Genomic DNA, 26,121 nt, shown 5'->3' on the forward strand with positions numbered 1-26,121 from the left:
TGCTATGAAACAATTTTTCGTGCTAAATACTATCAGTAAAAAATTGCAATTCATTTTAATGAGTGTTGCCCTCATTTCGACACTCACTGTGACATCAATATTCAGCGCCTTCGAGCTGTCTTCCGCTAAAAGAGAACAAGTTGAAAGCCTACACAGCTTGTCGCAAATGTTGTCGCCCAATATCACTGCGGCCTTATTATTTGATGATCAAGACGCCATTCAAGAGCTGATTAATCCTATCTTGTTAAGATCAGATGTATTATCTGTCAGCGTCACTAATGTTGAAGGTGTTGTTTTAGCTCAGGCATTATCAAAGCGCCCTTCTATGACCCAGATTGATGACGACCTTAATGACATCACTCAAGTGATGACACCATTGACACTCGACAACCAACAATATGGTGATTTACACATATCAGTAGATGACAGCATTATCACTGATAGAATTACATTTTACGGCCAATTTATTGTGCTATTACTATTATCATCTCTTTGTGCCAGTTTTTTTCTCTCATTATTCTTACGTCGTAAATTTTTAAGTCCAATGTTATATCTCGCTAAAATTTCGCAAAAAATCACCGTGTCACAAGATTACAGCTTGCGTGCTCAAGTACAGTCTGAAGATGAAATTGGTCAGTTAACCACTTGTTTTAATAGTATGTTAGATAATATTGAACAGCGTGAAAGCTCGCTTGAAAGTGAAGTACAACTGCGTACTAGAGAACTAGAGAATGCCAATATTCAATTGCACGAATATGCTTATCAAGATGGCTTAACCCTGCTACCCAATCGACGTTTTTTCTATGAAAAACTGCAGTCGCTCATTGATACAGATGACATGTTTTTTGCGTTAATTTTTATCGATCTCGATGGCTTTAAAGAGATCAACGATTCCTTAGGCCATGAATATGGTGATCTGTTACTGCATCAAGTGGCTAAACGTTTACGTGGATGTGTTCGAGATCATGATACGGTTGCGCGTCTAGGCGGAGACGAGTTCACCTTAATTCTTGAAGATGTGAGTGACTTAGAACACGCTGCAACCATTGCTGAAAAAGTGAAAAATAGCCTGATGCAATGTATTAGCATTAAAGAAGTGCAAGTGAACGTGACAGGTAGCATCGGGCTTACTTTCTACCCTGCCGATGGTCAAAATGTTGAAGCGTTAGTCAAACATGCTGATCAAGCCATGTACTTGTCTAAAAGCAAAGGGCGTAATCGTTATGAATTTTTCTCTCATGCTATCGAAGAACAAGCAATTGAGAAACGTCGTCTTATCGAAGAAATCCGCATAGCACTTAAACTCGGTCAATTTGTATTGTTTTACCAACCCATTTTTGACCAATCTGGCGTTAATGCTACCAAGGCAGAAGCACTCATCCGTTGGAATCATCCACAGCGCGGCCTTATTGGTCCAAATGAATTTATTCCGGTGGCTGAACAAAATGGTTTAATAGAAGAAATTGGTAACTGGGTAAGAGACCAAGCGATTGAAGATGCTGCTCATTTTAATCAATTGTCGGGCAATAAAATGCAAGTGAGCGTCAACACCTCACCGTTGCAAATTGATCAAGAGGGTTTGTGGGTCGATGAATGGATATTAGCGTGTAATAAATTCAATTTACCTCGCGATACCATGATTATCGAAGTGACAGAAAACACCTTGATGGACCCAGACTCTCCCATTCAACAGCAAATGCTACGACTCAATAATTATGGTATTGATATCGCCATTGATGATTTTGGAGTCGGGTATTCATCATTAGCCTATTTGCAACGACTCGATATTGATATTCTAAAAATTGACCGATCGTTTATTCAGCACATGGAAACCAATGAAAGTAGCATTGCGTTGGTACGAGCTATTATCACCATGGCACATCATTTGAAAGTTAAAGTCGTAGCCGAGGGTGTTGAAACTGAGGGACAACACCAGTTACTTCAACAACTGTCATGCGATTACTTACAAGGTTATTTATTTGCCAGACCTATGCCAACACAACATTTTATTGACCGTTATATCTTACCGTTCCCACTTGCCGCAGAGTAATAAAAACTCATACATCGTCATGTAAAAATAGTATGTTGAGTCTTTGATATTGGCGTTAAATCTTCCAATTAAGGCATTCACAAACACTTGTAGCGGTAGAATATTTTCATAACAGTTTGCTGTCATGAAAGTAAGAGGGAGCGGTAAAACAGCTAACAAATTCATCGACCTGCTACACAGGCCGACAACATTATCCAACTAAAAACTAACCAAATTAATTCATTAACGATTTACATCAACAACCACACGGCCACGAACCTTACCAGCTAACAAATCACTTGCCACATCAATCGCTTCAGTCAAGCTGATTTCATGAACAATGTCATCGAACACACCAACATCCAAGATTTCGCCTAGACGTTGCCATGCCTCAATACGGTCAGCTAAAGGTCGCATTACACTGTCGACGCCCGCTAGGGTCACGCAACGTAAAATAAATGGCGCTACGCTGGCAGGAAAATCCATTCCCTGTGCCAAACCACAAGCAGCAACCGTTCCGCCATACTTGGTACTAGCACACACATTGGCTAAGGTATGGCTGCCGACAGAATCAACAGCACCAGCCCAACGCTCTTTAGCCAATGGACGACCAGCTTCTGACAATGTTGCGCGATCGATAATGTCTTTGGCACCTAACTTTCTTAGGTAGTCACTTTCATCCATTCGGCCAGTCGAGGCGACGACGTGATAGCCTAACTTGGCTAAAATAGCGATAGCAAAACTGCCGACTCCGCCATTAGCACCAGTAACTAGCACCTCACCTTTGTCTGGCGTTACGCCATTTTTCTCAAGAGCCATCACACATAACATTGCGGTATAACCTGCAGTGCCAATCGCCATAGCTTGTTGTGGTGAAAATGCCTTTGGTAATGGAATAAGCCATTCACTTTTTAAACGCGCTTTTGTAGCCAAGCCACCACAATGGGTTTCACCTACGCCAAAACCATTCAATAATACTGTATCACCTGTGGCAAATTTATCATTATCGCTATGTTCGACAATGCCTACTAGATCAATGCCTGGCACCATAGGGAAAGTTCTCACTACAGGTGCTTTACCGGTAATCGCTAGCGCATCTTTGTAATTAAGGGTGCTATAGAGCACTTTTACCGTCACATCACCTTCAGGCAACACGCTTTCATCGATACTTTTTACTGTGGTGCGGTAACCTTGGTCGTCTTTTTCGATCAACATGCCGTTAAACATTTTGCTCTCCTAATTTAGACTGATCGTCTATTAATGGTTAAAAAATTTTATTTTGCTAACGCTGCCATAAAATGATCATAGTAGTTATCAAGTGGGCTTTCATCTTGAACTAACTTTGCACGGCTTACCGCTCCTTCCCAGCCAACCCAAAAATTTTCAGCTAGGGCATCACAATCTGCCGTTGCAGCTATTTGTCCGAGTGATTGTGCAGCTTTGAGGCAACGGGCTAAACAAGCTTGCCAACTCAGAAAAATCGCAATAATTTGCGGTCTAAAGCTGTCTGGCAAAACGCCAATTTCTTGACCCAAATTACCCACTAAACAACCGCGTTTAAATTGGTATCGAATCATTCCGGCCTTAGCATCATCAACGAAGTGCCTAATCCGCGTTAATGGTAAATAAGCTTCATCAAGCAAATGAATTTCAAGTTTATGTAAGAAGTATTCAGCATAGTTCTGCAATACCGCTTGGCCAAAGACTTCTTTACTCGCAAAATAATGATAAAAAGAGCCTTTCGGAACGCCCACCTTTTTCAAAATGGGTTCAATACCCGATGAGGCAAAACCTTGCTCTGTCAGTTGCTCAAGACCACTACGAATAAGCTCTGCCCGAGTATCTGGATTATCTCGCGATACTTTGGGAGGTCTGCCTCTACGAGGTTTAGGGCTTGGGTTAGTATGCGGACTTGTCATTATATCTACACTTAAATTATTCATACCCCTATATTAGACCGAGCGTCTAATTAAATGCAATAACATTATATTAAATCCTACTTGAAGCCCAGTTACCCAGTAATATCAAGGTCGCGACAACATTAACATGAACTAGTAAAGCTCTATCTCACAGCAATGTTGCCACCGAATAGCATGCCGACTTAATCCACTGCTACTACTGAAACCGGCAATAGATAACCCACTACATCTATGAATTTATGTATAAGTAATTTGAAATAGTTAGCTTAGCAATGGCAGAAAACGCAGTGGCCATTCAACACATATCACGCGATAAAACCAAATCTTTTGACATAGCGACTCGAACCAAAACCATTTGAATTCAAATCATTCGATCTGTAACCACTTATTTAAAAACACCTTATTAATAGCTAAAAAGTGCACCAAATCCACTTGCGAATAGCATCATATCTGTAACGTTTATACTGCATAATAAACAATCTATAGCATCAACATTAAACAAATATCCAGTGAAACCGATGACGTTCACACTCAACTTGAAATATATAAAACTTTAAATACAGCAACTTAAGCCAGTCGCTGTCGAAAATCAAAAAGATAAACAGCATATAGCTAAAAAGTACTCACAACTTAATCAGCCAGTGTGACATCGTTATATTTCATGCCGCTGACAGCGTATCGATATAAAGTTAAATAGTTGTTAAAAAACATTTATTACTGCCGTAACTGAGATTGGATTGGAAATTTTACCTAAAATGATGTTAATATAGTTAGACCACTAACTAGTTTGGTGGTTTTTTATTGTTGAATGAAAAATGAATTAACAATAATCCGATTAGCCCGCACCCAGGAGGACATTATGTCAACGGACACGTCAAACGAAGAAAATCTCACTACCACTATGTTGAACACCGCTAAATTAAAGCTGAAAGAGGCTTCACAATTATTTTGTTTATGTGCCCTTTTAAGTACCTATCTCTTTGTTATGTTGAAACCTAGCGGGATTCAAAATCACAAAGCGTTAGGAGGAAAATAATTCATGCATTACTTAACCTATGTCTCATTAGCAATATATTTCCTGGTAATGCTAGGCATTGGATTGTTCGCGTATAAACAATCAACAAGCGATGTATCTGGTTACATTTTGGGTGGCCGTAAAGTCAGCCCGCAAGTTACCGCACTGTCAGCTGGAGCCTCCGATATGAGTGGCTGGATGCTAATGGGCTTACCTGGCGCCATGTTCTTAGTAGGCTTCGAAACCATCTACATTGCGATCGGCCTATTAGCTGGGGCATTGATTAATTATCTGATCGTGGCACCTAAATTACGGGTTTATACTGAAGTCGCGGGTGACTCCCTAACGATCCCTGAGTTTTTTGCTAAACGCTTCCACGCACCTAACAGTAATGTGCGGATTATCGCGGCAGTGATCATTGTGATCTTCTTTACCTTATATACTTCGGCAGGATTAGTCGCTGGCGGGAAATTATTTGTCTCTGCATTTGATTTAAATTATGAACTCGGGCTCGTGATCACCCTAGGTGTAGTAGTGTCTTATACCCTACTCGGTGGCTTTTTAGCCGTCAGTATGACTGACTTTGTACAAGGCTGTATCATGTTTGTTGCCTTGATTCTGGTACCCGTTGTGGCATATCAAGAGTTTAGCAGTGCTGATAAAATGATGGGCTTTGCTTATGAGTCGATCCCACATTTTTCTGATGCGATGCAAAATGTCACTATGCTCGGGTTAATTTCCAGTCTTTCTTGGGGATTAGGTTATTTTGGTCAGCCACATATTATTGTGCGCTTTATGGCTATTCGCTCGGTTTCTGATATCAAAGCGGCACGAAGAATTGGCATGAGTTGGATGACGGTCACCATTACTGGTGCGCTGGCAACAGGTCTAGTGGGTATTGCCTACGCCAATAAATTCGATATGACAATAAGCGATCCTGAAACCATCTTTATTGTATTTTCTGAATTGTTGTTCCATCCACTGATCAGTGGTTTCCTATTAGCAGCCATTTTAGCCGCTATTATGAGCACGATTTCTTCACAGTTATTAGTGTCGTCAAGTTCATTGACCGAAGACATTTATCGAGTCATTTCGAAAAAAGAGTCAACTGAGAAAGAAATGGTCAGAATGGGACGTTATGGTGTAGCCGGTGTCGGTATTGTCGCCAGCTTGCTGGCGCTCGATCGCTCAAATAGCATCTTATCGATAGTCAGCAATGCATGGGCTGGATTTGGTGCGGCCTTTGGTCCACTGGTACTGTGTTGCCTATATAAAAAGAACCTGACCCATAAAGCCGCTGTTGCGGGTATTATTTCGGGTGCAGTGACCGTATTATTTTGGATTTACGCGCCAGTTCTGGCAGATGGAAAAGCGTTAACCACCGTAATGTACGAAATGATCCCCGGCTTTATTGTTAGTAGTGTAGTGATTTGGATTACCAGCGCTCTTGACTCGGATCCTTGTAATAAAACAGTTGATACCTTCCATGAAGCGAATCGTGTTTTAACCGAGCAACAGTAATGGAGAACAAAACTATGTCAACTTCACATTGGAAACGGATTGTCGTTAAAGTGGGAAGCGCATTAATTGCGCCTCATCAACAAGGTTGTAGCAGCCATTATTTATTAGGTATTGCACAGTTTATCGCTACCTGTCGCGCTCAAGGATGCCAAGTTGTATTGGTATCTTCAGGGTCAGTCGCCGCGGGTAAACATAGATTCCCAGATACGGCAGAGCCAAGTATTTCGCTTAAAAAAGCCATGGCAGCTGCAGGCCAGGCCGATATGATGGCCACCTGGGATAAATTGTTCGATTTCCCATCGGCGCAGCTATTACTTACCCATGGTGATTTACGCGACCGTGACCGTTATATCAGTATTAAAAATACTATTTTTACCCTGTTAGACAATGGCTTACTTCCCATTATCAACGAAAACGATGCTGTTACCGCAGCCAAGTTACGTGTTGGGGATAATGACAATTTATCAGCTATGGTTGCCGCAGCAGCGGATGCAGATGCGTTAATTATCTGCTCTGACGTAAAAGGGCTTTATACTAAAAACCCTAATTTACATGAAGATGCCACGCTAATTAAGCAAGTCAGTGAAATCAATGCTGAGATTTATGCTATGGCTGGCGGTGCTACGAGCAGCGTAGGTACTGGCGGCATGTTAACCAAGATTGAAGCCGCTGAGAAAGCAATTTCACACGGAATTGAAACCATGATTGTCGATGGTTTTGACGCGGACACATTCAATCAACTTTTAAAGGGCCAAAATCCAGGCACTTTATTCACCCCGTATGATGTACCGATGCAAGAACACTTGCATTGGATGATGCATACCTCACAAGTTCAGGGTGAGTTAATTGTCGAAAATGACTTTAGCGCTGACCTTGAAGAGCATGATACCCAACTAACCACTGACGATGTAGTGGCCGTAAGAGGCAACTTTTCCGTCGGCGATACTGTTTTAGTGCGCAAAGGCGATGGCACTAAATTGGCAAAAGCCAAATCAAACTACAGTAGTTGTTTATTACATTTTATTGCAGACCAAGAAGATCGTGAATTTGCCAACAATGCCCAGCAAAAAACGGGCCCACTGATCTCTGACAAAAACATCGCCATTTTGGAGCAACTATGAGTTTAATTAAAGATTTATCGCAAGCAGCAGCCACAGCGGCACAAACTCTAGCCCTATTAGATGAAAAAGTTAAAAACACTATTTTACTTGATATGGCCCGTGCACTTAGAGCACACAGCGACGATATTATTAAAGCGAATTTATTGGATCTTAACCATGCCGAAAAAGCGGATTTAGGCGCGGCAATGATAGATCGATTGACACTGACACCTGAACGTATTGAATCTATGGCTGCGGGCATTGAAACCGTTGCATCATTACCCGATCCTGTCGGCATGGTACGTGAAATATGTGAGCGACCAAATGGTCTAAACATTCAAAAAATGCGCGTACCTTTAGGCGTTGTTTGTATGATTTATGAAGCACGCCCTAATGTTACCGCTGATGCAGGTGCATTGTGCTTTAAATCAGGTAATGCAGTGATATTGCGTGGCGGTAAAGAAGCAATACATTCAAGCAAAATCATTGCTTCTATTTTACAAAATGTATTGCAAGCATATCAATTACCACCAGCACTGATCACCGTAATACCCGATCCAGATCGCGCTTTATTACTAGAGCTTATGCAGCAACGTGACTTTATTGATGTCATTATTCCACGCGGTGGCGAAGGCTTAATCAATTTTGTTACAGATAACAGTAAAATACCTGTTATTCAACACTTTAAAGGTGTTTGTCATTTGTATGTTGATAAAGATGCCGATCTTGATATTGCGATGTCTTTATTGCTCAATGGTAAAACCCAACGTACTGGAGTATGTAATGCTCTAGAGGGATTACTGGTACATCAAGACGTAGCGGCAGCCTTTTTACCTAAAGTGGCAGCCCAACTTGCTGCACATAAAGTACGTATAAATGTCAGCAAAAATGCCCAACAATACTTTGAGCATGCCAACGTTATTAGCGATGATGATTTCGGCCAAGAATATTTAGATTTAGAAATTGCCATTCGCCAAGTCACTGATTTTGATCATGCTATTAATCATATTCGCCGCTTTGGTAGCCATCATACTGAAGTGATTTGTACCCAAAATGAATTAACGGCTACGCGTTTTCAACGCACCGTGGATGCCTCGGTAGTGATGGTTAATGCATCGTCACGTTTTTCTGATGGTAGCGAGCTCGGTCTAGGTGCTGAAATTGGTATTGCCACCAGTAAATTGCATGCCTACGGACCTATGGGCCTTGAGTCACTTACCACTGAGAAATACTTAGTCAGCGGTGTAGGTCAAGTTCGCGCATAATCAAATAGGCTCCACAATTCAAAGGCCAAGCGAAAGCGTGGCCTTTTCTTTTTAGCGACATTTTCGGAGGTTGTCATCTCTCAACATGAATCATTAGACCCCAATACCTGTATCGCCTTTATTGGTGGTGGCAACATGGCAAGAGCCATAATCAGCGGCCTACTTAAACAAGGTCATAACAGTGCCAATATTCTAGTGTGCACCCCCAGCCAAACTACTCGACACGACTTAATCGATAAGTTCAATGTTAAAGTACATCAAGACAATACCGCCGCAGTTGCGTTTGCTGATGTCATCATTGTTGCCGTTAAGCCTTTTGTAGTACCTGTAGTGTGTGAGCAGTTGAGTGAAGTTATGCAGTACGATAACCGAAAACTCGTTATCTCGATTGCCGCGGGAGTCAAACATGCCACACTCCGCCAAAAACTACATTTCTCACCCAAAGTCATTTGCGCCATGCCAAACTTGCCTACCGCCATTGGTGAAGGGTTAACGGGTTTATATGCGGGACCAGACACTCACGCTAATGACATTGCGCTAGCAGAAAGACTCATGCGTGCTGTGGGTGAAACAGTATGGCTAAAAGAAGAAAGCCAAATGTCGACCATCGTGGCTGCAGCAGGCAGCTCGCCGGCGTATTTATTCTTATTTTTAGAAGCCATGGAGAAAGCTGCCATTGAACAAGGGCTGCCGCAAGAAACAGCCACTAAAGCTGTGTTGCAGAGTGCTATGGGAGCAATATCAATGGCGATGAATAGTCAGCATAACTTGGCGAGTCTACGTCACCAGGTGACCTCACCTAAAGGCACAACGGAACAGGCAATATTGGCATTTCAGGATGGTGATCTTGACGAGCTAGTTGCCAGCGCAATGGCGTGTGCAGCGACAAGAGCAAAAGAACTGTCTATAGGCTAACGGGGCTATGAACCTGAGCTGACGGTTAATACCATCCGCTTGGCTATGTGATAGCCATATAGCGCTTTGCTAAGCCACAATGGCTTAAGCTTAGCGCAGTAACTCTTGTTTAATCAATTTCAGTAGAAAGGTTTCTCGTTCAATCGATAAGCCTTTTTTGCTGCTGTTGGCGATAGTGTCAAGGTTATGCCTAATAGCCTCATCGATATCAATCCATACTGGTATCATGCCGTTATTAATTTCGTGAGCTTCAAATTGGGTTTCCCCCAGCTGGCTGTCAATATCACAAGTGAAACAATAAGACAGCATATTAACCGACGTATAACCATCTCGTTGCCAAGGACGATATTCTTCATATAAGCCAAATGGATTAATATTGCGAATTTGTTGGGCGCCAGTTTCTTCTTGTAACTCACGGATAAGCCCTTGCTCTATCTCCTCGCCAGCATCAACGCCACCACCAGGCAATGAATAGTCATGATAACGTTGGGTGTAAAGCATTAATATTTGATTATTACGCATGACAATGGCGCGAGCAGCAAGCCGCGTTAGCATTGTTTGGTGATTCGCAGCAATAAAATCTGCTGGAGTGTCGGAATGATAACGAGTGGTTAAGTGGCGCATTATAGAAGGGCTCATCGCAATAAAAAGCGCATGATACGTTGCCAAACTATATGCTTCAAGTTTGCCTATAAGCTAAATAACCTTAACGAGGGATAACCAACTACTATTTAGTAGCCTTTTACATTGCTAATGGTCATGAATTAACTTGCAACAGGCTATTTAACAGTTATAGACAAAGTTGTCTAAGTGGGATGGTTGCAGCGCCAATGCACACAGGATATTTATCTACGCCTGATACTACAATTTGAGGTAATGGTCGCTTAGCGCCGCGTCGAAATTGGGCGTACACTTCGGTTCGTGCAATGACCTTTTGTGCTAATGCTTTAGGAATGTGACCACCGATAATAATCGCCTCAGCATCCAACAAAGCAGAGCAACAAGTTGCAACCAAATCAAAAGAATCTTGCACCTTATAAATCCACTCTTCTACCCCTGGCCAATTCACGTCAAACTCATCATTCATGTCGTAAATTGAAGTAATGTCGAGGCCATTTTTCTTTAGGATACGTTTCAGTAATTCTAAGTTGGGATGGGCATATAATTTAGGTGGTAACATATCACCGAGTTCGCCAGCATTACCATAAGTCCCCAGCAATACTTCGGCGTTATTAACAATACCGCCGCCAAATGCAGAGGACACAAACAAATAAACAAAGTTTTTATATTTTCGACCAATCCCAGTAACACCTTCCCCAGCGGCAGCACTAGTGCCATCATTCAATATCCATGTCGGTAAAGAAAAATGGCTTGAAATAATATCAACAATATCGATTTGGGACCATTCTTCCAACATATGGTGGGTGTTCATTTTGCCATCCATTGAACTAAAAAATCCCGAGATCCCCACTCCCATCCCCAATACTTTTTCAGGTTTAATGTCGCATTCGTTGAAAACGTTTTCCACTAGCGTGTCCGCGCTTTTGAGTACGTTAGCAATGCTCATATCGGACATTTCTTCTAAACAGCTGTAAAGCACGTTTCCAGAAAAGTCCATAACAGCAATACTAATGGCATCAAGTAAGATTGATAGGCCAAATGTACAAGCATAATGTGGATTAAGGGTAATACCGAACCCTGGTTTGCCTTTAGGGTTAGGTAACAAGGTTTCTGTCTGTAGTAATACCCCATTTTGGGTCAACGTTTTAAGTAAACGTGAAACCGTTTGTTGCGGGATCTTAGTTGCACTGACAATGCTGCTTTGAGTGACCATTTTATCCCAAAATACAACTCGAATAATATCGCGCTCAATATCTTGAAAAAGCTTATTGCCTTTTCCTAAGCTAAAGCCTGAACGTAATAACTTACTGTTGTTTAATGAAATCATGGGTCATAAATCTACTGTACACGGGCATTCAGATTACTTGAATAACCGCTAAAGAACAAGAATTGGCTCATTTAGCTAGTGGATCATGATCACTCTAAAATCGTTCACATTAGTGTTTGTTGGGCCTGTGATAATCAAGTCGTCAATAGCGCTAAAAAATAAATGACTGTTATTATTTTCAAGCTGTTGTTGTAAATCAATATTAACTACTGCAGCCTTATTCAAAGTAGCCTAATCAATAAATGCACCGGCAACACCTTTACTACCATCAACCCCCGTCGGTATCACAAGCTAAAGTGCTAATTCCCGCTTCGCCATTGAGTACCAGGGCCAGTGCCCAGACACATAAACCCTGACAGCTTTAATATTGATCAAATAAACAACCATACAAACCTCAGGTTTGTATGGCATTAACTGCAATGTTAAACAACTCAATTAAAAATCTTATCTGAATTAATTGATCTTAACTCAAGAGAAAATTAACGGTATTGCGAGGCAGACAAGCACCATCGATACAAACATTGCCACTAGCAACATCAAATCCATACGGGTTAAGATTGAGTTATTAATGCCATCTACATTTTGTATTTTTGTCATCGAATTCACTTCTCGTGGCATTGCAGCACTGGCCAGTAAAGCCACTACAGATGTCACCACAAAACCGATGAAGTTCCACCAAAACCAGAAGATGTCAGGTAATAAAACCGATATAAGCAAATTGAATAGCACTCCAGTAATTAAGCCGATATTGACATGCAAGGCACAGCATAGCTTACTGATTACCGCAATTAAAAACACCGCTAAAATGGGACCATAAAACAATGAACCCACTTTATTTATCGCTTCAATAATCGTTGGCGCTATATTGCCAGCATATAACGACAATACCAAAGTCACCACGCCCCACACTAGGCCCATATATTTAGCCAGCTTAAGGTAAGAAGCCTGTGATAAATCTTTGTTCACTATCCGGCTATAGTCTTCAATACTCACAGCGGCCAACGAATTAATTGCCGAACTTAACGACGACATCGCTGCCGCTAGAATCGCCACAACTAATAAACCTATCAGCCCATGAGGTAAATAATTAAGGATGAAAATAGGCATCATCCAATCAGGATTATCACTAGGGATTTTGTCAAAAAATGTGGCATCGCTCATCGCTAACGTGCCGACAATCAGCCCAGAAAAACAGTACAACAAGGTAATAGGAAATCGAATAAAACCGTTGGCTAAAATCATATAACGTAAATTTTGTGGATCTTTGGCAGATAATGCTCGCTGAGCCTGAGTTTGATCGCAACCATAGTACGATGCATACAACACAACCCCGCCAAAAATCATCGGTAAGAAACCAAAACCATCACCGCTAAATCCAATAGAATCGAACTTAATAGCCTGTAAACGTGTCGAGTCCACATTTGCCACAAACGTATCTACACCACCAAGATGGTATAAACCAAAACCTATACATGCAATGGTGCCCAAGACAATGATAATCATTTGAACTGCATCACCGTACACAACAGCTTTCATGCCACCTTGTAGCGAATACAGAACTGTAATTACACCCGTTAATACTATCGCCTGCCAAGCCTCAATACCCATGGTACCTTGCAAGATCAGCGATACTGCGTAAATCATAATTCCAGTGGCAAATGCACGGCTAAACTGAAACACAATACTAATGAGCACACGAGTTGAGCGGCCAAAACGGTTTTCGAGGTAATCATAAATACTCACCACTCCAGCTCGATATAACTTGGGTAAAATGGTAGATAAAATTAAAATCATCGCCAGTGGAACGCCCAGTTCATATGAGAGCCATTGCATACCACCGCCTTCACGCAGCCCCACAAAAGCGGGGGCCGACACGAAACTAATCGCTGATAACTGTGTTGCCATGACCGACAATGCCAACGGCTTCCAACCTAAACTCTTGCCACCTAAAAAATAATCACTTTTACTGGTTTGGGTTCGAAACATAAAACCCATCACCAACAAGGCAGCCAGATAGATCGCTACTATTGAAAAATCTAATATATTCATAACATTATTCGCAAATTTGGCTAGACGAAAATACCAGGCCGTCTTAAAAAGAAGAGGTCGACTATATTGCACTCACCTTTTATCAAGATGAGTGCGACATAGTCAACTCACAGGATGCATTAAGGATTATGAACTAATTAAAAGTCATATTTGAGTCTTAATGTTACACGTCGAGGAAGAATTGGTCGGCCAACAAAATAAGGGTTATCCGCACTTTGATTGTTGCCTAAGCGCGGAGATCCCTCAGTGACACCATCTGAATCAAACAAGTTAAACACGCCTAAGCTGAGTCTAAGTTTTTCATCATCAGCTAAATGCCAGCTATAACCCGCGTCCAATCTGAACAAGTTGAATGAATCAAGCTGCACACTGTTCGCATCATTTGCGTAGTTGTCGCCAACAAAGCTGTGGTATAACGCCGCATCCCAAGTGTCTGTGGTATAAGCAATCGATGTATTGACCATCAGATTAGGTTTACGGCGTAACTCATTACCGACAATACTTGGATCAGAATCAAACTTAGTAAACTCATGATCGGTATAAGTTAAGTTGGCATTGATATTCCAATCGTCACTTAACTCATACTGACCGGCCATTTCAACGCCCGTCGCTGTCGTGGACTGCAATACTGGCAATTCAATCACACCGCCTTTACCATCGTTAACAAAATCGACGCTACGGCGATCTTTTAAATCCGTTCTAAACAACGCGACACTACCGTTGAAATCATTGGTAAAGAACTTAATGCCAATTTCACCTTGTTCAATTATTTCACCTTCATAGCTAGCCGGTTGACCCAATGAATTAAATTGAACCCCACGAATTTCAGGGAAAAAGAAGCCACGCGAGGCGTTAGCATACACATTGAGGTTGTCGGTTAAGCGATAAAGTGCCGCACCTGAAATAGCAAAGTCCGAAGTAGACACTTCACCATAGGTAATGCTGCCATTACCCGTTGTGTTAACTTGCAAATTAGGTGCTAATGATGGGTCGTCACTGATTTGTACGACTTGGCTGCCTTCACGATTAATCGTGCCGTTAATTTCTTCCCAACGGATACCAAAGTCGAAAATCCAATCTTCATTTTCAATTTGGTCTGCGATATAAACCGCGCGACGTGTGGCCGATATTGTTTGGTTTGTATACGAAATTCCAGGACCACTGATGCCGTTTTGAGTATAACTAACATCAGTACCCGGAGTACCACTCACGCTGCCATTAACATCAGTAAACTGTAAATCAACCAAGCGCGGTACATTATTGAATTCACCTAAATAAGTGGTGATCACATTATTGTCATCCGCTTCAGCATGAGAGAAAAATGTCCCGAAGGTAATATCATGGCTAAAATCACCGATATCCATGCTTTTAATGATATTAGCTTCTGCTGAAAAGTCTTCTGCTGGACGATCACGATCAAGGACTCGGTTAGCAAATAATAAATAATCATCAGGAAGCGCTTGGCCTGAGTCTGCATAAGTAAAGCTAGCATTCGCTAAATCACCAAGACCACGGGCATCGAGAAAGTCAGCTTGGTTTTCAGGCACATTGACAATGCCATCACCATCTAAAAACAAGTTAAATTCGTGTTCATATTTGGCATATTTTCCACGAAGTAACAGCGCATAATCATTGGCTAGTTCTTTATTGAACTCCATTGAAATAGAACTGCCTTTGGTGACTACGCCATTGCTGATAGGTGACTCATAACGGCCATTTGCAGTCGGGTATGACAAACTTGATGCATGGGCGGTTTGTAAAGACTCAACTTCTTCGCCATCATTACCAATCAATCTTTCGCGGCTATTACCATCAAGCGGAATGGGTAAATAAAACTGTGCTTGGTCATCTATATACTGACCATAAACCGTAAATGAACCTGAACCATCTTTAAATTCTTTATGGATGTTACCTCGAAGCTGAGTTCCTTTTGTCGGTAATCCTGTGTCTAATGGGCCTTCATCATAACGATAAAAACCGGATAACGCGTAATACAAGCCATCATCATTTAATGGACCACTTGTTGCAAAATCTAATCGCGTGCGGTTTTGATCTGACGCTTCAACTTGAATAGTACTACGTGGATCATCAGTCCCCACTTTGGAAATGTAGTTGATTACCCCAGCAACCGACCCAGGACCAAATAGATTGGATACCCCACCACGCACAAACTCAACCCGCTCGATCCCCAAATCGTTGCGGTAGTACACGTCAAATGCAGAAGAGTTAAGTCCAAAAGTACTGAATGTTGGCGAACCATCATACATCAATGGTGTGAACTGGAATTGACCAGAAGAAGGCAGTCCCCGAACTTGTAAGTTAGTCGCAACCTCACCGCCCCCACCTTCAACTTTAATACCAGGAATATTACGCAACACATCTGCTTGGCTGCTTGACGATAGCTTGTTTAGCTCATCTTCACTGATTGCCGAAACAGATTGTGGTGTATCAGACATAATACGACCTTTACTCGTACCAGACACAATGATGCGTTCAATGTTTTTTTCTTTTACCGCAGCATTTTGAGTTGCATCATCGGCTGCAAAAGCGCCTTGAGCAAGACATAGAGAGACAATAGAGGCGATCGTTGTTTTTTTCACAGTTATTCTCCATTCTTTTATTGATCAACTTATAACAGTCTTGTTGAAGCGAAATAAATTTATTTATATGTTGTTCTTTTGTTACTTCAATTTGGATTTAAGCACAAAAAAAAACCATTTACAACCCAAAATGAGTGCTTTAATATATGGTTTAGCCTACAAATCCCAAAAAGAGCACTCACTATGGTTAATTCAACGACGTTAAAAATGGATGATACAACGGTATTGTCACTAAAAGAACTGGCAAAACAGACTCTAAAAAACAATGATTTAGGTGGTTATACTGTGCCAACTCATGGCCTATATCCATTTCAATGGAACTGGGATTCTGCAATCACTGCGCTGGGTTGGATGAAATTTGATGAGCAACGTGCATGGCAAGAAATAGACGTTTTGTTCTCTGGCCAATGGGATAATGGAATGGTCCCACACATTTTATTCCACAAAGATTCAGAGACATATTTCCCAGGTCCTGATGTGTGGGGATCTAATCGAACCATAAAAAGCACTTCGATTTCTCAGCCGCCTGTCGTTGCAACAGCAATAAAAAAAATGCTTGAAACCGCCACAGATAAGGCGTTAGCAACAGAAAAAGTTAAACATTTATTCGCTAAATTAGTCGATTACCATTTGTGGTGGTACAACGACCGCGACCCAGAAAACACAGGGCTTGTTGTAACCTACCACCCGTGGGAATCAGGCATGGATAACAGCCCTGCCTGGGATGAAGCATTAAATGTTGTGCCTTGTGTCGACTGGCAATACACCCGCCGTGACACCAGTCATGTCGATTCATCACAGCGTCCACATAAAAGTGAATATGACCGTTTCTTATTCTTAGTCGACTTCTTTAAACGTAGCAACTTTGACAGCAAATATATTTTCGACAACTGCCCGTATAAAATGAATGATATAGGCATCATTTCGATCCTTCATTGCGCCACTAAAGATTTACTCATTATGGGTGAAAACTTAGGATTGAGTGATGACCGCTGTGACTATCTTGCTCAACGTGTCGAGTTAACTGAAAAAGCAATCTCTACCTTGTGGTGCGAATCAAGCCAGTTTTTCTATTGTCGTAATGTGTTAACAAATACCTTGTCTATGGTGAAAACATCGGCGGGTTTATTAAGTATTTATGCTGGTTTAACCACAACAGAACAAGCCGCCTCATTAAATAACACGACCAAAGAATGGATTGAAGCCAGCCAATTTAGCATTGCATCGACTCATCCCTCAGAAAGCTGTTATGAACCACAGCGTTATTGGCGTGGTCCAATTTGGTTGCACATCAATTGGATGATTGCAGTAGGGTTAGCAGAATCAGGCTACAACGATACCGCGGATAAAATCCAACAAGATACAACTGAATTAATCTTGAAATCAGGGTATTACGAATACTTTAACCCTGAAACTGGTACAGGTTGTGGTGGAAAAGACTTTTCTTGGACAGCCGCAATTGCACTACACTGGTTACTTGACTAACGTTTAACACTCGTCAAATTATATCAAAAAACGCATACAATCTAGTATACAAACGGCCAATAATATTGGCCGTTATATTACACAGGTAACCGAAAATGAAAAATTCAATATGCTTTGGTGAAGTACTCATCGACATGCTGTCAAACAAATTAGGTGGGGATCAAAACCAGCAAGAAACCTTCACTAAGTTTGCCGGTGGTGCACCTGCCAATGTAAGTGTGGCCATCGCAAAGTTAGGCGGCCAAGCCTACTTTTCAGGCATGCTCGGTCAAGACATGTTTGGCGAGTTTCTTTATCAAGCACTCAAAAGTGAAGGCGTAAAAACCGACTATATGCGTTTTACTCCCAACGCAAAAACCGCCTTAGCATTTGTGTCGCTTGATAATGACGGCGACCGTAGTTTCGAGTTTTACCGCGACGGTTCAGCCGATCTACAGTTTTCACCCAGCGATTTTGATGACTCATGGTTTGCAGACAGCGCCATTTTTCACTTTTGTTCTAACACATTAACAGAGCACTCTATTCGTCAAACCACTGCATACGGTGTTAAGCAAGCCAAACTTAATCACAACATTGTTAGCTTCGACATTAATTTACGCTTAAATCTTTGGGATAAAAACGCCACCCCACGCGAGCATATTTTACCGTTACTCAAGCAGTGCGACATCATTAAAGCCTCAAAAGAAGAATTGCTTTATTTAGCTGACGAACACACTCCTGAACAGTTTATTCAACAGACTCTCGAAAATGGTTGCCAATGGTTTATTGTTACCGACAGCAGTAACCCGGTGTATTGGTATACACGCCATGGTTCGCAAACTTATAAGCCTAAAAAAATCACTATGGTTGATGCCACCGCAGCGGGCGATGCTTTCGTTGGAGGTTTATTGTATCAACTAGGGTTACACGATCTTGATCCAGTAGCATTTAGTGCTTTGTGTACCCAGCCCGATACATTGCGACATATTATTGAATTCGCGTCTTTATGCGGTGCCCACGCAGCGTCGTACAAAGGTGCATTTACCTCATTACCGTCAACGCAGTCGCTCAACGACTTTAGGAAAACACTATGACTACAGCACAACCTAACTTCAGTAGCCCCGCATTCATTAAACAACATATTGCCGACACATTAGCGTTTTATGAACCCAATGTAGATGACCCACATGGCGGCTTTTATCAAAACTTTTCTGATAATGGTGAAGTATTCGATAAACAAACTCGTCACCTTGTTAGCTCAACCCGCTTTGTGTTTAATTACGCCAGAGCATATTTATTATTCAATGATGAAAAATACTTAGCCAGAGTCACCTCAGGTATTGAATTTATTCGTCACGCCCATTTTAACCCACAAACCAAGGGATATAACTGGCTACTTGATGTCAACGAAGGTCAAGTGACAGTGATCGATGACACTAATCATTGTTATGGCTTTGCGTTTGTGATGCTGGCCTACAGCTGGGCTGTACAAGTGGGTATATCAGAAGCCAGCGGTTATTTAGCTGACACATTTAACACCATGGAAAAATACTTCTGGGACCCACAAGCCGGTTTGTATAAAGACCAATATAATGGTGACTTCAGCATCTGTGATCCATACCGTGGTCAAAATGCCAACATGCACACCTGTGAAGCACTTATTGCGGCATACGAAGCAACTAAAGATGCACGTTATCTTGAACGCGCCATGTTGTTAGCAGACAACATGGTCAATCGACAAGCTAGTTTGATGGATGGGCTGATTTGGGAGCATTACGATCTACAATGGCAACCCGATCTTGAATACAACAAAAACGATCCAAAAAACCTATTCCGCCCTTGGGGTTTTCAACCTGGTCACCAAACTGAGTGGGCTAAATTGTTGATGTTTTTAGCTAAGCATCGATCTGACAGTTGGTTAGTAGCGCGAGCAACTGCGTTGTTTGACACAGCGCTTAAGTCTGCTTGGGATGAAAAACACGCTGGAATTTGCTACGGATTTGCCCCAGACATGAGCGTATGTGACGGTGAAAAATATTTCTGGGTACAAGCTGAAACTATGAGCTGCGCAGCGTATTTATACCAGGCCACTCACGATGAAAAATACCAACAATGGTACGAAAAAATTTGGCAGTACTCATGGCAGCACATGATAGACCATCAATACGGTGCTTGGTTTAGAATATTAACCCAAGACAACCAAAAGATAGATGACCAAAAAAGTCCTATCGGCAAAACCGATTACCACACTATGGGCGCCTGTTTTGACATTCTTAAGCTAATTGAAACAAAACCATAAATTATCATCGTCCTGTCATACCTATACCTATACCTATACCTTAAAATAACCGCCTAAATAGACGGTTATTTGTTAATATTTTACCTATGCTTAGTTATCACTTATCAAGGATTGAATGATACGGTTATCAAGATACAAAGATTAACGTTCACTGAATGTCACCTCGGAAGTTGCTTATGATTAAATTTTGGTACAAACAATTCCCTCAGTATCCGCCTGATCACCCAGATTATTGGCGCATTCGCTTAATCGAACATTCGTTGCTCATTACCACGAGTTACTTTCTCATTCTTACCCTGATCAACCTATTCTATTTTGAAGGTTATCAATATGCCTTGCTCGACGGTTCAGGCTTAGTTATCTCATTGGGTATTTACTGTCGTTTTCGTCGCACGGGTCATGTAAAGATAACCGCATGGGCTGTCACTCTCATGGTAGCCAGTTTAATTATGCTATTTGTGATATCAGCCAAAGGGTATTCTCATTCACTGTTTTGGGCGACGCTTATTCCGCCTTTTTCATTTTTTCTTATCGGTCGAACATGGGGCACATTTATTTCATGCATCTGCTTTAGTGTGTGTGCTTTTATTGTTTACCTGCAAACGCAAGACCCTCAGCCAGTGGCCTTTAGCACCGGCTCATTATTTAACGTTATTGAAGTGTGTATTGCACAAATTTTACTGTTTAGATTTTACGAAAAAACCCGTTTTTCAGCTTATAAAAAACTGGCACTGCGTAATTTAGAAATCCAAAAAATGGCTGAAACAGATAAACTCACCGGACTGTATAACCGTGAAAAACTCGATTTTGCGCTTGATACTCTACTGACCACACCAGCAGCCAATGCGCCCATGGCAACAGAAAGCGCTAACGCGACAAAACGAACAGACGAAGCACCGATTATTTACCAACCTTATGCGGATGACCATCCGCTGAAAAACCATCAAACAACTCAAGATTTACTCAGTAAACAAGCTGCCACTCAATACCCTATTTCGGTAGCAATTATCGACATCGATCATTTTAAACAAATTAATGATAATCACGGCCATTTATTCGGAGACAAAGTGCTATGCCAACTCGCGCAATTATTACAAAACCAAATGCGTAGCGACGATTTATTAGCACGCTGGGGCGGCGAAGAATTTGTGGTAGTTTTACCCAACACGACATTGGCAGATGCTGTTGAGTTAACCGAAAGGTTAAGGCTGTATATTGCCATGCAAAATATTCAATCAATGGAACTGACAATTAGCTTAGGTGTCGCCCAGTATAGAGTAGAAGACACGGCTCACAGCTTGCTTGACCGCGCAGACAAAGCCTTATATTCAGCAAAATCTGGCGGCCGAAACTGTGTAGCAGCGGCTTAGTAGGATAAAGAACAATTAACAGAATATTGAATCTTACTCTTGTAAGCGACTCGCTGGCGCATCCACAATATAATGCTTACCATTAATGCGCTCAATAATTTGCGTTGCGGTTAAATCATGTACTACATTAACCACCGTTGAAGCCGCATCGGTAATGGCCCCTATGACCACTAAAATAGGGATCACTTCCATCGGTAAACCTAAGGTGGTCACAATAAAGATTTCACCTAAAAATGCCCCGCCCGGTACTCCGCCAATGATAAATGCCGATAATACCGAAATCAAAATCGTCAGCATAAATACATCGGTCGTAAAATCGAGACCTAATAACGAATAAATAAACACGATTTTTAGTGCGGTAATAGCCGCTGCACCACCTTTATTGAGATTCACTAGTAACGGTAAGCTAATCTCGGCAATTTGCTCATTTAGGCCCATTTTAGCCGCACTGCGAATAGTCACAGGTAACGTTGCTAACGACGAGCTAGTGCCTAATGCCGTCACAGCAGGTTCAAGCATATGTTGCCAAAAACGTTTCACACCTTGTGCACCACCGCCAATCCACGCATATAAGGTCGAACCTAACGTTAGGTAAATAGCCATCGCCACAAAAAACAACCCCACCGCTCGAGCAAATGTCCCCATTAATTCAGTATCTTGACTAGCCATAGTCGCGGCAAAATAAGCACCAAGCCCAATTGGAGCCACATACATTAATATCGAAATCACTTTCATGATCACAGTATTTAAACTGTCGAGCATGCGCCCTACTCTCTGGCCATCTTCACCGGATTGACCAATGGCCACACCGCCAATCACCGACATAATAATCAATGCTAATATGTTTGATTTAGAGAGTAGTCCGACAAAATCGTTAGTTGTGAGTAAGCTGACAAAGTCCATGCTGCCAGAGGTTGCATCTACGGTATTGGCTAAGTCTAATGTCACCCCTTGCGCGGGATCATATGCTAACGCCAACAACACCACGCCCACTGACGGAATAATCGCCATGACAATCGACACAGCCATAATAGACACCAGTATTGCGCCTAATTTCTTTAAATCGGTCATGTGAGCAATAGATGACATCACACTCACAGCAACCAAAGGCACGATGATCATAAATAATAGATTGAGGAAAATTTGCCCAATAGGTTTAAGCTTGATAGCCCACTCAGGAAATAACCCACCAAACAATCCGCCCAGCAGTAAGGCACTCAGTAAAATAATGGACGAACGATAAGCACGTAAGCTACTCAGCATATTGGATCCTAAGAACAATTAAACAAAGATGGAATAGGCAGCAGACTCGGCCCAAAGAATGATTAACGCGTTAACAACTAACAGAAAATGCAGATGTACAATTAACCCTATCAAGATGCTAGCAATTTTCACTATCGACAATCACTATCGACAATGATTATCAACAACCGCTATCGATTTTCACTGTCGATCATCACTCTCTACAATGACGTACTAACAACATAACTTAATGATAAATATGACACAAAACCAATACTATACACAACTACAAACCGCACTCGCCGTTCGGCAAGGCTTGGATTTCAATAATGAGCCCTTCAGGGCCGCGAACAAAAATTTGTTTAACCGACGTTCCCGGCACTTCACTCATAGAATAGCGCAGGCCCAGTTTGGCAATTCTTGCCATGACATCTTGATAGTTATCACTGAAAAAACTCACATGATGAACAATATTTTGCGGCTGCTCATTTTGCGACAGTTGATTGCTTACCTCTGGCTGCTGGTTAGCAAAAATATGTATCACATCTTTATCACCGGCAAATAAAAAATAACCAGAAAACTCAAGATTAGGTCGAGTACCAACGGTTAAATCTAATAACGCCACCAGAAAATCGCTCATTTTTTGCGGATTTCTAGCACTTAGTGACAAATGATCAAAGCGAATATTCATACCACGCCCTTTTAGAATATAGCCGACTTTAACGATCTTTATCAGCAAAGCCTTATATTACTGGGATTATGACTACCAATGAACCACCACAAAAGCTAAACATTATCAAAAATCATTTGATAATCCATAACCGAGTCGTTTCATCAGTGGACGTTAATACCATTGGCTCCACACTATCCACACCTCTGTATCGATCGGATAGCAGAAGATGCAACTCACATATGTTGTGCTATATGAATAAGTTAACCATTAAGTCAGTGTTGAATAGGGAAGCAACAGTATTTGTAACAAGTGCAATATGAAATGATTGAGTTGAAAAAAGTAATTTTAAATAGGTATTAGATAGGATTAAAACGTTGTTAACTCAAAGCAGAGTATAAATATAATGTACAACATCACGGTAACGAGAGATTTTATGCTGCTGCGCAATAGGGAAGTAAATAATGGCAGTAATAACTCGCGAGTTTAGGAAGCCTGCTCACTCGCAAGCTTCCTAAAGCTAAACTACATGTCGATATAGATTGGCCAACCAAGTAGACCAATTAAGCCTTCTTTGTATTCCAGGCGCTCCAATCGTTCAGGAGAGGCATTTTGAATGGCCAACTCTTGATAACTTCGAGAGAAATGCAGGGTCCGCAACAATGCTGCGTTAAAATGCTTACCTAAATCTAAACGAATTGCATCAGCAAGCTCGTTAGGTAACTCGGCCAAAGCCACCTTAGTTTGTAGCTCGATAAATTCGAGGTTAAACCATTCATCTTTAATTTCTATACGAGCCATGCGGCGTTTAAGATCTTGACGGACTTTTTTACCGTCAAAAAATATCCGATATAACACGGCTTCTGCCAGAGTACTTTCTAGATTGATATAATCCATTGGATCAAAAGTGCCGACAATGTAGAACTGAGCCAATAAGGCATTAATAGATTGCTGGCGATTATGCTCAGCTAATGCTTCTTGGTAGTAAGCCCAGCCTTGCCATTCGTCACAATCAGGTGGACTCGACACTTGATCAAGCAATACTTTATCTACGTCACCATAAACAGATTTACCATGAAGCCTGTGTTGGCTAACTTTAGTTAGCATTCCCCAGCCCTTCTGGAACGACTTAACTACGCCGTCATCAGTCAGTAGCAACCGTATAGCATTAGCCTGACTTTGGTCCGATAATGCCATTAAGCCAATGCTAACAATGCCGATAACATCTTGCGCAGCTTCTTCAAGCAAATGCATTTTATACTTGTTATAAAACTTATCAGCGAACTTAAGGCTCATCAAAATGGCTTTCGCTTTGATCTGTCCCAATTGCTCATTACTGAGCAATTCTTCGGTTCGGCCATAAGCCAACACCCGACTCAGATAGGGACCCTGATTTTCGTCACGTAATACCAATTGCATTTGCAGAACCCTTAATCAAGAAAGCTAAACATGTCATCAACTTCAGCATACTCGTCGGTGACTTGGTTCTTTTCTTTCGCCTGTATCACTAACTCACTGGCAAACTGGCTAATAATTAACTGCCAATCAGAGCCGGTGTTACGCAGCATGTTCTTAATCGCCTTTTCAACATTAGGCGCTCGATCGCGGATCAATGCTAATAAACTGCGCGGGTCATCGATGCTAAGACTGTGTGCCTCTTCATCGGCTTGCCAATCTGAGTAACCCACGGTTTCTTCATCCGCTTCATCATCAAAAGTGTCGTTGATCTCATCGTCATCACTGCTGGTACCGCCTAAAATAAGCTCGATAAACGGAATCGATAGATAAAACAGCGCAGCAGGATCTTCAGCCAAACACTCTAAAATAGCAGTTTGTTTCTCTTCATTGTCTTGGATTCGAATCAGATAAGTCATAAAATCAAAAGTATGCTGCATTAACTCTTCTGCATTACTCTTGATTTTTTCTTCCCAATAAAGTGGCTGCTGGCAGACAATGTCGCGGATCTGTTCTGGGGTCATTAACTCAGACATAATCGATGGACACGAAATATCATGCTGACTGTTAATTTGTGTCAACGTAACGATATCCATTTTCTCGATAACTTCAACCAACTGATCATCTGACATCGACGATGCAATCAATTCAAATCTCTTGCTGGCCTGTTTAGGCTCAACATTAGCCAGCTCTTGTATTTCAGCTGCGGTTATTTCAATGAGACTGTTCATTCGATATCCTCGTCATATTGGTCATAATAACCTTCTTCATCGCTATCATAGTCCGTGTCGTCATCATCGTTTTCATCACGTTCATGCTCGTGAAGACCATCTGAATCATCTTCCTCAGGCTTGGGCGCTGTATCTCCCTGAGTCTCTAACAAATACACCACGGCACAACTTTCAATGAGCAAATCTTCGTTATATTTGCGTACCGCAAGCGCCAGAGGTAGATCGGCGTTGTTAAACGCAATCGTCGTTTTAAATTCATCCCAGCTTGGGTGAATATTCAAGCTAATCCAATGTGCCCATTGGCGCTTTGACTCAGGCGAGAACTTAACTCTTTCATAAAGTGCAACAGGTAAATATTCAGGGACTGAATCTAGCATCCCAGGATCGGCCAACAATATCTCTCTGATTTGGCTGGTAAACTTTGCCAGTGCATTTGGCGTATCAGGGTCGTTGTAAGATTCTATATTGTCATTGGCATTATTTTTTAGCTCATTAATGCGTGAGATATTAAGATGTTTAGCCATGGGAT

21 protein-coding genes are annotated in these 26,121 nt (G+C 41.6%); 9 read left to right on the forward strand and 12 right to left on the reverse strand.

Annotation, left to right across the window (positions count from 1 at the left end; genetic code table 11):
* The first annotated feature begins 4 nt into the window (after positions 1-4).
* Positions 5-2,050 (forward strand): EAL domain-containing protein, encoded by a 2,046-nt coding sequence (locus tag CXF88_RS05825; protein ID WP_101085976.1) that lies wholly within the window; start codon positions 5-7, stop codon positions 2,048-2,050.
* Between the two features lie 222 nt (positions 2,051-2,272).
* Here CXF88_RS05825 and CXF88_RS05830 read toward each other — a convergent pair whose 3' ends face one another.
* The gene (locus tag CXF88_RS05830; protein ID WP_101085977.1) at positions 2,273-3,256 is read right to left on the reverse strand and encodes an MDR family oxidoreductase; all 984 of its coding nucleotides are present in this window, start codon (positions 3,254-3,256) and stop codon (positions 2,273-2,275) included.
* Positions 3,257-3,303: 47 nt separating this feature from the next.
* Positions 3,304-3,948 carry a TetR/AcrR family transcriptional regulator gene (locus CXF88_RS05835; protein ID WP_242445100.1) on the reverse strand — a complete coding sequence of 215 codons (645 nt, stop codon included), beginning with the start codon at positions 3,946-3,948 and terminating at the stop codon, positions 3,304-3,306.
* A gap of 1,039 nt (positions 3,949-4,987) precedes the next feature.
* On the opposite strand from CXF88_RS05835, the gene putP reads away from it, so the two are divergent.
* From putP to proC, 4 genes are all read left to right on the forward strand, one after another.
* On the forward strand, positions 4,988-6,484 hold the full coding sequence (gene putP / locus CXF88_RS05840; protein WP_101085979.1) for a sodium/proline symporter PutP: 1,497 nt from the start codon (positions 4,988-4,990) through the stop codon (positions 6,482-6,484).
* Positions 6,485-6,498: 14 nt separating this feature from the next.
* Positions 6,499-7,605, forward strand: coding sequence for a glutamate 5-kinase (gene proB / locus CXF88_RS05845; RefSeq protein ID WP_101085980.1), 1,107 nt, complete (start codon positions 6,499-6,501; stop codon positions 7,603-7,605).
* Positions 7,602-8,849, forward strand: coding sequence for a glutamate-5-semialdehyde dehydrogenase (locus CXF88_RS05850; RefSeq protein WP_101085981.1), 1,248 nt, complete (start codon positions 7,602-7,604; stop codon positions 8,847-8,849). The genes proB and CXF88_RS05850 overlap by 4 nt, the downstream gene beginning before the upstream one ends.
* A gap of 75 nt (positions 8,850-8,924) precedes the next feature.
* Positions 8,925-9,764, forward strand: coding sequence for a pyrroline-5-carboxylate reductase (gene proC / locus CXF88_RS05855; RefSeq protein WP_101085982.1), 840 nt, complete (start codon positions 8,925-8,927; stop codon positions 9,762-9,764).
* Positions 9,765-9,854: 90 nt separating this feature from the next.
* Here proC and CXF88_RS05860 read toward each other — a convergent pair whose 3' ends face one another.
* The 5 genes from CXF88_RS05860 to CXF88_RS05880 all read right to left on the reverse strand — a co-directional run bounded on the left by CXF88_RS05860 (position 9,855) and on the right by CXF88_RS05880 (position 16,361).
* Complete coding sequence (locus tag CXF88_RS05860; protein WP_101085983.1) at positions 9,855-10,388, reverse strand: NUDIX hydrolase; 534 nt, start codon at positions 10,386-10,388, stop codon at positions 9,855-9,857.
* A 166-nt stretch (positions 10,389-10,554) separates the two neighbouring features.
* The gene (locus CXF88_RS05865) at positions 10,555-11,712 is read right to left on the reverse strand and encodes an ROK family protein (RefSeq protein WP_101085984.1); all 1,158 of its coding nucleotides are present in this window, start codon (positions 11,710-11,712) and stop codon (positions 10,555-10,557) included.
* Between the two features lie 75 nt (positions 11,713-11,787).
* Positions 11,788-11,937 (reverse strand): MOFRL family protein, encoded by a 150-nt coding sequence (locus tag CXF88_RS22045; RefSeq protein WP_242445101.1) that lies wholly within the window; start codon positions 11,935-11,937, stop codon positions 11,788-11,790.
* A 243-nt stretch (positions 11,938-12,180) separates the two neighbouring features.
* Positions 12,181-13,761: a sodium:solute symporter gene (locus tag CXF88_RS05875; protein ID WP_101085985.1), complete on the reverse strand. Its 1,581-nt coding sequence runs from the start codon at positions 13,759-13,761 to the stop codon at positions 12,181-12,183.
* Positions 13,762-13,898: 137 nt separating this feature from the next.
* Positions 13,899-16,361 (reverse strand): TonB-dependent receptor, encoded by a 2,463-nt coding sequence (locus CXF88_RS05880; protein WP_101085986.1) that lies wholly within the window; start codon positions 16,359-16,361, stop codon positions 13,899-13,901.
* A 183-nt stretch (positions 16,362-16,544) separates the two neighbouring features.
* Between CXF88_RS05880 and CXF88_RS05885 the strand changes: the two genes are divergently transcribed.
* From CXF88_RS05885 to CXF88_RS05900, 4 genes are all read left to right on the forward strand, one after another.
* The gene (locus CXF88_RS05885; protein WP_197708413.1) at positions 16,545-17,846 is read left to right on the forward strand and encodes a trehalase family glycosidase; all 1,302 of its coding nucleotides are present in this window, start codon (positions 16,545-16,547) and stop codon (positions 17,844-17,846) included.
* Positions 17,847-17,941: 95 nt separating this feature from the next.
* Entirely contained in the window at positions 17,942-18,919 is a 978-nt protein-coding gene (locus tag CXF88_RS05890) for a carbohydrate kinase (protein ID WP_101085988.1), read from the forward strand.
* On the forward strand, positions 18,916-20,124 hold the full coding sequence (locus CXF88_RS05895) for an AGE family epimerase/isomerase (RefSeq protein ID WP_101085989.1): 1,209 nt from the start codon (positions 18,916-18,918) through the stop codon (positions 20,122-20,124). Before CXF88_RS05890 ends, CXF88_RS05895 begins: the two co-directional genes overlap by 4 nt.
* 176 nt (positions 20,125-20,300) lie before the next feature.
* Positions 20,301-21,494 (forward strand): GGDEF domain-containing protein, encoded by a 1,194-nt coding sequence (locus tag CXF88_RS05900; RefSeq protein ID WP_242445102.1) that lies wholly within the window; start codon positions 20,301-20,303, stop codon positions 21,492-21,494.
* A 33-nt stretch (positions 21,495-21,527) separates the two neighbouring features.
* Here the strand turns inward: CXF88_RS05900 and CXF88_RS05905 are convergent, their stop codons facing one another.
* The 5 genes from CXF88_RS05905 to CXF88_RS05925 form a co-directional block, all read right to left on the reverse strand.
* A complete protein-coding gene (locus CXF88_RS05905) occupies positions 21,528-22,757 on the reverse strand; it encodes a dicarboxylate/amino acid:cation symporter (RefSeq protein WP_101085991.1) in 1,230 nt (409 codons plus the stop codon).
* A 265-nt stretch (positions 22,758-23,022) separates the two neighbouring features.
* Positions 23,023-23,427, reverse strand: coding sequence for a VOC family protein (locus tag CXF88_RS05910; RefSeq protein WP_101085992.1), 405 nt, complete (start codon positions 23,425-23,427; stop codon positions 23,023-23,025).
* 504 nt (positions 23,428-23,931) lie between these two features.
* The gene (locus tag CXF88_RS05915; protein WP_101085993.1) at positions 23,932-24,825 is read right to left on the reverse strand and encodes a hypothetical protein; all 894 of its coding nucleotides are present in this window, start codon (positions 24,823-24,825) and stop codon (positions 23,932-23,934) included.
* Positions 24,826-24,836: 11 nt separating this feature from the next.
* On the reverse strand, positions 24,837-25,592 hold the full coding sequence (locus CXF88_RS05920; RefSeq protein ID WP_101085994.1) for a hypothetical protein: 756 nt from the start codon (positions 25,590-25,592) through the stop codon (positions 24,837-24,839).
* Positions 25,589-26,116 (reverse strand): hypothetical protein, encoded by a 528-nt coding sequence (locus CXF88_RS05925; protein WP_011636233.1) that lies wholly within the window; start codon positions 26,114-26,116, stop codon positions 25,589-25,591. The genes CXF88_RS05920 and CXF88_RS05925 overlap by 4 nt, the downstream gene beginning before the upstream one ends.
* Positions 26,117-26,121 lie beyond the last annotated feature (5 nt).

It is taken from the genome of Shewanella sp. ALD9 (assembly GCF_002836315.1).
Classification (GTDB): domain Bacteria; phylum Pseudomonadota; class Gammaproteobacteria; order Enterobacterales; family Shewanellaceae; genus Shewanella.